Raw genomic sequence first — 6,893 nt, forward strand, 5'->3', positions numbered from 1 at the left:
ACGCGCCGACCTGATCCTTGACGACCGGCCCTACGCCGGCACGATGCTGTTCGGAATCGGCCAGCAGGTGCGCGACGAGAACCGCCTGGCGGCCACGCACCTGCGTCTGGGTATCGTGGGGCCTTCGGCGCAGGGCGAAATGGCCCAGGACAGCTTCCACCACCTGTTCGGCCGCGAACGCTTCCGCGGCTGGGACAACCAGCTGCGTGACGAACCGCTGCTGCAGCTGGCGCACGAACGCGTCTGGCGGCACCAGCCCGACGCCGGCAACGATGCCCTGGGCTGGGACCGCAATGTCTGGGTCGGCGGTGCGCTGGGCAGTCCGTCCACCTACGCCAACGCCGGCGTCGAGTTCCGCTTCGGCAAGAACCTGCCCGACGACTTCGGCTCCAACCCGATGCGCCTGGCTGGCGACGGCACGGCGCCGGTGCTGCGCAACGCGGGCGGTGATGGCTGGGACTGGCACTTTTTCGCCAGCCTGGAGGCGCGCGCGGTTGCCTATGACGTCACGCTGGACGGCACGCTCACCCGGGACAGCCACTCGGTGGACACTCGGGCCGGCTTCGCTGAACTGGGCCTGGGCGTAGTGCTGACGCACGGCCCCTGGCGCCTGGCGGGTGCCCACTACCGCCGCAGCCGGGAATTCAGCGGCCAGCGCGAGGCACCGGTGTACGGCAGCCTGTCGCTTTCCCGGCGCTTCTGAGGAAAAGGGTGGTGGGCCGTGAAGGATTCGAACCTTCGACCAAAAGATTAAAAGTCTTCTGCTCTACCAACTGAGCTAACGGCCCAACGGGAAAAACGAGGCGCGCAGTTTACCGCATCAGGCGCGCGGCGCGTAGCGCGTGGGGTCGGGCAGCCCGGCGGCGGCGAAACCCTCGGCCCGCAGCCGGCAGGCGTCGCAGTGGGCGCAGGCCCGGCCCTGGTCGTCGGCCTGGTAACACGACACCGTGCGCGAGAAATCCACGCCCAGGCGGCCGCCTTCCCGGGCGATGTCGGCCTTGGACATCCGCATCAGTGGCGCGTGCACGCGCAGCGCATGGCCCTCGACGCCGGCCTTGGTGGCCAGGTTGGCCAGGCGCTCGAAGGCTTCGATGAAGGCCGGGCGGCAATCGGGGTAGCCGCTGTAGTCCACTGCGTTGACGCCGCAGAACAGGTCGTCGGCGCCCAGCACTTCGGCCCAGCCCAGGGCGATCGACAGCATGATGGTGTTGCGCGCCGGCACGTAGGTGACCGGGATGCCCTGCCCGCCCTGCTCGGGCACGTCGATGTCGGCGGTGAGCGCCGAGCCGCCGATGCTGCGTAGGTCCACGGTGACCACCTTGTGCTCGGCACCTACGGACTTCGCCAACTCCGCCGCGGCGGCCAGTTCCGAGGTATGGCGCTGGCCGTAGGACACGCTGAGCGCATGGCACACAAAGCCCTGCTCGCGCGCCATCGCCAGCACCACCGCCGAGTCCATCCCCCCGGACACCAACACCACCGCGCGCTTCTTGTTCTGGTTCATCGAAAATCCACCTCGTTCCTACTTCCCGGCGACATCGCCCCACAGGACCTTGTGGAGCTGGAGCTGGAAGCGGACCGGGAGTTTGTCGGCGAGCAGCCAGTCGGCGAGTTCGGCCGGGGATTGCTGGCCCTGGCTGGGCGAGAAGAGCACGTCGCAGCGATCGGCCAGCCCGTGCTCGGCCAGCATCGTTTTCGCCCATTCGTAGTCGGCGCGGTCGCAGATGACGAACTTGACCTGGTCGTGCGGCGTCAGCAGCGGGATGTTTTCCAGCAGGTTGCGGTGCATTTCCTTCGAACCCGGCGTCTTGAGGTCCAGCACGCGGCTCACGCGCGGATCGACGCCGGCGATGTCCATGGCGCCGGAGGTTTCCAGCGACACGTCGTAGCCGGCGTCGCAGAGTTTTTCCAGCAGCACCAGGCAGCGCTTCTGGGCCAGCGGCTCGCCGCCGGTGACGCAGACGTGGCGGGCGCCGTGGCGCGCGACTTCGGCCAGGATGGTTTCGATTTCCCACCACTCGCCGCCGTGGAAGGCGTAGGCGGTGTCGCAGTACTGGCAGCGCAGCGGGCAGCCCGTGAGGCGCACGAAGACCGTCGGCCAGCCCACCGAGCGCGCTTCGCCCTGCACGGACAGGAAGATTTCGGTCAGGCGCAGGCGTTCGGCGGCCGGTGTATCCATGACGGGTGTCCGGCGCGCGCCGGGATCAGCGGTTTTCGAGCGCGAGCGTGCGCAGGCGGCTTTCCGCCTTGGCGGCGGCTTCCGAGCCCGGGAAACGGGCCGAGACGTCACGCAGGGTGTCTTCGCCGGCGGCGCGCTGGTTCAGCGCGACCTGGCAATAGCCGACCTTGAGCAGCGCGTCGGCTTCCTTGCGCGAGCCCGGGTAACCGGCCAGCAGGGCCTGGAAGGCTTCCAGCGCCAGGTCGTAGTTCTGGGTGACGTAATAACTTTCGCCCAGCCAGTACCAGGCGTTGGGCACCAGCGCGCTGGCCGGGTAGTCGCGGATGAAGGCCTGGAACAGGCGCGCCGACTGGTCGGCTTCGAAACGTTCCACCAGCGCGTCGAGCGCGGCCTGGTAGGCGGCTTCTTCGGCGGCCGGGTCGGCCGGGACGCTGGCGTCCGGGCCGCTGTCGGCCGTGGCGGGCGTGGCGGGCGCGGGCGCAGGCGCCGCCTCGGCCGGGGCCGCCGGCGTGGCTGCGGCCGGGGAATTCGGGGTGGCAGCCACGGGCGCGCCGCCCTCGAGCCGCTGCAGGCGGCTGTCGAGGTCAACGTACTGGTCGCGGTTGCGCTGCTTGAGCTGCTCGATTTCGTGCGTGAGCGTTTCGATCTGGTTGCGCAGGCCCGACACTTCGGCCTGCAGCTGGGTGATGCGGTTCTGCGCTTCGAGATTTGCCTGGCCGGCGCTGCGGTTTTCCGCATTGGCCTGGTTCTCGAGCAGGGTGACGCGTTCGGCGAGGCTGAGGCGCTGGGCCTGGGCCGGAGTGGCCGAAGTGGCCGCCACGAGGGCGGCCACCAGGGCCAGCACGCAAACAATGTGCTGGCGTGCCATCACTTACTTGGCGGTGTAGACGATTTCGACGCGACGGTTCTGCTGCCAGCAGGACTCGTTCGACTCGTTGCAGGTCGGACGCTCTTCACCGTAGGAAACCACGGTGATCTGGCCGGCCGAACCACCCGCACCCTGCAGGGCGCCGGAGACGGCGTTGCCGCGGCGCTCGCCGAGACCCAGGTTGTACTCGCGGGTACCGCGCTCGTCGGCGTTGCCTTCCAGCGTGACGCGGGCTTCGGCGCGGTCGTTCAGGTACTTGGCGTGGCAGGCCATGATGGCCTGGAATTCCGGACGCAGGGTGTCCTGGTCGAAGTCGAAGTAAACGGTACGCTGGCGCAGGCAGGAATCGGAGTCCAGGTCGGCCGGGGTGTAACGACCGTCGGAAACCGGCGCCGTGGTGGCCGGGGTGGTGTCGACCGGTGCCGTCTCTTCTTCCTTGACCTTCTTGGTGCAGGCGGCGAGGGCAACACAGATCGAAGCAGCGAGCAGCACGCGGGTGGTGGTATTCATGGCAAAGCCTCTTGGGGTTCTCGGATGCAGTGGTGGTGCTTATTTTTTGGAAGGGCCCGTCCTACTCTTTCTTACCTCTGCCGGTACGGTGACCAGGCGGGCTCCCGGACGTCACCATCGGCCAAAACCAAACGCTGCCTCACCCGACCGTCCGCCGAAACGGCGTACAGCACGCCACGGGACCCTTCCTTCGTGGCGTACAGCAGCATGCTGGCGTTGGGGGCAAAACTGGGAGACTCGTCGAGGTTGCCCGGCGACAGGGTCTGCCAGCGCCCGGACCCGCCGAAGCTGCGGTCAAGAACGGCAATACGATAAACGTTTCCACTGCCCTGTGCCATAGCTATCTTCTTGCCGTCAAAGGAAATACTGGCCTTGGCATTGGAATCGCCCTGGAAGCTCAGGCGGGTGGCGTCGCCGCCGCCGGCCGGCACCTGGTACAGCTGCGGCTTGCCAGCACGGTCGGAGGTGAAGACCAGGGACTGGCCGTCCGGGGTCCACACGGCCTCGGTATCGATGCCCCAGTGGCGGGTCACCTGGGTCAGGTTCTTGCTGGCCAGGTCCATCACGTAGATCTCGGGATTGCCCGAACGCGAGAGGGTCAGGGCCAGGCGATTGCCGTCGGGCGAGAACGAAGGCGCGCCGTTGATGCCCTTGAAGCTGGCGACCACTTCGCGGGCGCCGGTGGCGATTTCCTGGATGTAGATGGTGGAGTTGCCGCGCTCGAAGCTGACGTAGGCCAGCTTGCGGCCGTCCGGGCTCCAGGCCGCCGACAGCAGCGGCTCGCGCGAGCGCACCACGGTCTGCGGATTGAAGCCGTCGGAGTCGGCGATCATCAGCGAGTACTGGGTGTTCTGGCCGACGCCGTTGGCGGTGACGTAGGCGATGCGGGTCCAGAAGGCGCCGCGCACGCCCAGCACCTTTTCGTAGATCTGGTCGGCGATCTGGTGCGCGACGTCGCGCATGCCGCGGGCGCGGCCGCCGACGGCCAGGCCCAGCAGGCGCTCCTGCTTGGCCACGTCCCACAGTTCGTATTCGACGCGGTAGCCGCCGTCGGGGTTGTCGAGCACGCGGCCGACCACCACGAAGTCCTGGCGCAGCACGCGCCAGGTGGGGAACTTGATCTCGGAGCCACGCAGCGGCTTTTCGATCACGTCCTGCTCGGCCAGGGCGCGGAACTGCCCCGAGCGGTTGAGGTCGGCGCGGATGACGGCGGCGATGTCGGTGTCGGGCGCCACCGAGGTGCCCAGGTAGGGCATCGGCACGACGGCGATCGGCAGGGCGGCTTCGTTGCCGGTGACCACGCCGATATCCAGGCCCTGGGCCCGGGCCTGGCCGAAGGGAAGCAACAGCGCGAGCGCCAGGAAAGTAAGGAAACGCATCATCGGCAGGCCTCTTCGGGGTAGCAGAACGTCAGGGTGACTTGTCGCTCGAACACGGGTTTGAACTCTTCATAGGGCATCGGCGAACGGCGCAGGGCGCGCTCCACCGATTCCCGGCCCTGGGCGTCGAAAGGACAGCTCAGGAAGGCCACATCAATAACCTCTCCGCCGGGTATTTGGGTGAAGCGCACCTGACAGCGGGTGCGTTCGGGCGCCAGGACGCGGTTCCAGTTCTGCTGCGCGGTCTGCAGCATGGCCAGCGCGTAGCGGGCCTTGAGGTCGGTATCGGTGCCGTTGTTGCCACCGCTGGCCTGGGCCGGCGCCGGTGTCGGGCGCGGCTGCGGGGTCGGCGGGGCCTCGCGGTCGGCCAGCTGGCGCAGGCGCTGTTCTTCCAGGCGGGTGCGGCGCTCGGCGGCCTCGCGCTCGGCGCGGAGGGCTTCGAGCTGCTGGCGGCGCTGGCGCTGGCGCTCCTCGACCTCTTCCTGGCGCTGGCGTTCGGTCAGGTCGATCTGCTCCTGGCGGCGGCGGGCTTCCTGTTCCTCGCGCTCGCGGGCCTGTTCCTGCTCCAGTGCCAGCCGCGCAACGGCTTCCTGTTCGCGGGTGTCGGGCTTGGGAATCGGGGCCTGCGGCGCCGGCTGGGTTTCGATCGGGGCGTCCTGCGGGCGCGGCACCGGGATCGGCTGCGGCGGCGGCGCCATTTCCAGCTCGGCGCGGGGGGCCGGCTTGGGCGCGGTTTCGGCGGTCTGTTCGGCGGCGCTGATGTCGGCCGTTGAAATGATGAGCGTGGCGTCGAGCACCGGGCCGGCCACCGACACCACTTCCGGCGGGCGCTGCAGCCAGCCGCCGACCAGCAGCAGCAGGGCCACGCCCAGGTGCAGGGCCAGGGCCATCAAAAGCGGCCCGCCCAGGCTTTCCTCCCGGGGGTCGCGAAGGGGCATGGCTTCAGCGTGCATCACGTTCCGGCGGCTGGCCCATCAGGCCCACGCGTGGCACGCCGGCCTGCTGCAGCAGCACCATGGTGTCGAAGACCAGGGCGTATTCGGCGTCGCGGGCACCGGCGACGAACACCGGCACGTCGGGATTCTGGGCCACGAAGGCGCGCAGCTTGGCCTGCAGCGTGGCGGCATCGATCGGTTCGGCATCGGCGGATTCAAGCTTCAGCGAATAGGCGCCGGTGGCATCGACGGTGACCACCACCGGTTCCTTCTGCTGTTCGATCGGCTTGGCCTGCGCCTGCGGCAGCTCCACGTCCACGCCCAGGCTGAGCAGCGGCGCGGTGACCATGAAGATGATCAGCAGCACCAGCATGACGTCGATGTAGGGCACGACGTTGATGTCGGCCTTGAGCTTGCGCTTGTGGCGGCGGGTGATGGTGGCGGACATGCGTCAGTACCTAACGTGGGACCGGGGAAAACGGGGTTGCCCGCTTATTCCTCGATATGGGTCTGTCGCTGCAGGATCGAGGAAAATTCCTCGGCGAAGGATTCGTAGCGCACGCTCAGGCGTTCGACGCGCGTGGCGAAGCGGTTGTAGGCCCAGACCGCCGGGATGGCCACGAACAGGCCGATGGCGGTGGCGAACAGCGCCTCGGAAATACCCGGGGCCACGGCGGCGATGGAGGCGCTTTGCTCGGTGGACAGGCCGTGCATGGTCACCATGATGCCGAACACCGTACCGACAAGGCCCACGTAGGGCGCGGTGGAGCCGATGTTGGCCAGCAATTCGAGGTTGTGTTCCAGGCGGTCGACTTCGCGGGCAAACGTGGCGCGCATGGCGCGCTGGGCGCCTTCGAGCTGGGTGCGGCCGTCCAGGCCCTTCTTCTGGCGCAGGCGGGCGAATTCGCGGAAACCGGCCTCGAAGATGGCTTCCAGGCCCGACACCACCCGGTTGCGGTCGGTGGCGCTGCGGTAGAGCTGGGTCAGGTCGACGCCCGACCAGAAGCGCGACTCGAATTCGT

The 6,893-nt window shown here is 68.4% G+C and carries 9 protein-coding genes and 1 tRNA gene; 1 reads left to right on the top strand and 9 read right to left on the bottom strand.

Annotation, left to right across the window (positions count from 1 at the left end; all coding sequences use genetic code 11):
- The coding region (locus tag AACZ35_RS10895) for a lipid A deacylase LpxR family protein (RefSeq protein WP_339829120.1) at window positions 1-703 on the top strand (703 nt) is incomplete at its 5' end.
- Window positions 704-712: 9 nt separating this feature from the next.
- On the opposite strand, the gene AACZ35_RS10900 is transcribed toward AACZ35_RS10895, so the two are convergent.
- The 9 genes from AACZ35_RS10900 to tolQ form a co-directional block, all read right to left on the bottom strand.
- A tRNA-Lys gene (locus AACZ35_RS10900) sits at window positions 713-788 on the bottom strand.
- Between the two features lie 32 nt (window positions 789-820).
- A complete protein-coding gene (gene queC / locus AACZ35_RS10905) occupies window positions 821-1,504 on the bottom strand; it encodes a 7-cyano-7-deazaguanine synthase QueC (protein ID WP_339829123.1) in 684 nt (227 codons plus the stop codon).
- A gap of 18 nt (window positions 1,505-1,522) precedes the next feature.
- A complete protein-coding gene (gene queE, locus AACZ35_RS10910; RefSeq protein ID WP_339829125.1) occupies window positions 1,523-2,179 on the bottom strand; it encodes a 7-carboxy-7-deazaguanine synthase QueE in 657 nt (218 codons plus the stop codon).
- Between the two features lie 25 nt (window positions 2,180-2,204).
- Window positions 2,205-3,047: a tol-pal system protein YbgF gene (gene ybgF, locus AACZ35_RS10915; protein ID WP_339829127.1), complete on the bottom strand. Its 843-nt coding sequence runs from the start codon at window positions 3,045-3,047 to the stop codon at window positions 2,205-2,207.
- 3 nt (window positions 3,048-3,050) lie between these two features.
- Window positions 3,051-3,557 carry a peptidoglycan-associated lipoprotein Pal gene (pal, locus tag AACZ35_RS10920; RefSeq protein ID WP_339829130.1) on the bottom strand — a complete coding sequence of 169 codons (507 nt, stop codon included), beginning with the start codon at window positions 3,555-3,557 and terminating at the stop codon, window positions 3,051-3,053.
- A gap of 71 nt (window positions 3,558-3,628) precedes the next feature.
- Window positions 3,629-4,939 carry a Tol-Pal system beta propeller repeat protein TolB gene (tolB, locus tag AACZ35_RS10925; RefSeq protein ID WP_339829133.1) on the bottom strand — a complete coding sequence of 437 codons (1,311 nt, stop codon included), beginning with the start codon at window positions 4,937-4,939 and terminating at the stop codon, window positions 3,629-3,631.
- A complete protein-coding gene (locus tag AACZ35_RS10930) occupies window positions 4,936-5,874 on the bottom strand; it encodes a protein TolA (protein WP_339829136.1) in 939 nt (312 codons plus the stop codon). The genes tolB and AACZ35_RS10930 overlap by 4 nt, the downstream gene beginning before the upstream one ends.
- A gap of 4 nt (window positions 5,875-5,878) precedes the next feature.
- Window positions 5,879-6,319, bottom strand: a complete 441-nt coding sequence (tolR, locus tag AACZ35_RS10935; protein WP_188664797.1) for a protein TolR — start codon at window positions 6,317-6,319, stop codon at window positions 5,879-5,881.
- 44 nt (window positions 6,320-6,363) lie between these two features.
- The coding region (gene tolQ, locus AACZ35_RS10940; RefSeq protein ID WP_339829144.1) for a protein TolQ at window positions 6,364-6,893 on the bottom strand (530 nt) is incomplete at its 5' end.

This window comes from uncultured Arenimonas sp. (genome assembly GCF_963976025.1).
Lineage (GTDB): Bacteria > Pseudomonadota > Gammaproteobacteria > Xanthomonadales > Xanthomonadaceae > Arenimonas.

What these genes read in the sequence shown, in the direction of transcription:
- tolR (WP_188664797.1), bottom strand. Translation starts at nt 6,319, where the DNA reads ATGTCCGCCACCATCACCCGCCGCCACAAGCGCAAGCTCAAGGCCGAC.
- queC (WP_339829123.1), bottom strand. Translation starts at nt 1,504, where the DNA reads ATGAACCAGAACAAGAAGCGCGCGGTGGTGTTGGTGTCCGGGGGGATG.
- tolB (WP_339829133.1), bottom strand. Translation starts at nt 4,939, where the DNA reads ATGATGCGTTTCCTTACTTTCCTGGCGCTCGCGCTGTTGCTTCCCTTC.
- pal (WP_339829130.1), bottom strand. Translation starts at nt 3,557, where the DNA reads ATGAATACCACCACCCGCGTGCTGCTCGCTGCTTCGATCTGTGTTGCC.
- AACZ35_RS10930 (WP_339829136.1), bottom strand. Translation starts at nt 5,874, where the DNA reads ATGCCCCTTCGCGACCCCCGGGAGGAAAGCCTGGGCGGGCCGCTTTTG.
- ybgF (WP_339829127.1), bottom strand. Translation starts at nt 3,047, where the DNA reads ATGGCACGCCAGCACATTGTTTGCGTGCTGGCCCTGGTGGCCGCCCTC.
- queE (WP_339829125.1), bottom strand. Translation starts at nt 2,179, where the DNA reads ATGGATACACCGGCCGCCGAACGCCTGCGCCTGACCGAAATCTTCCTG.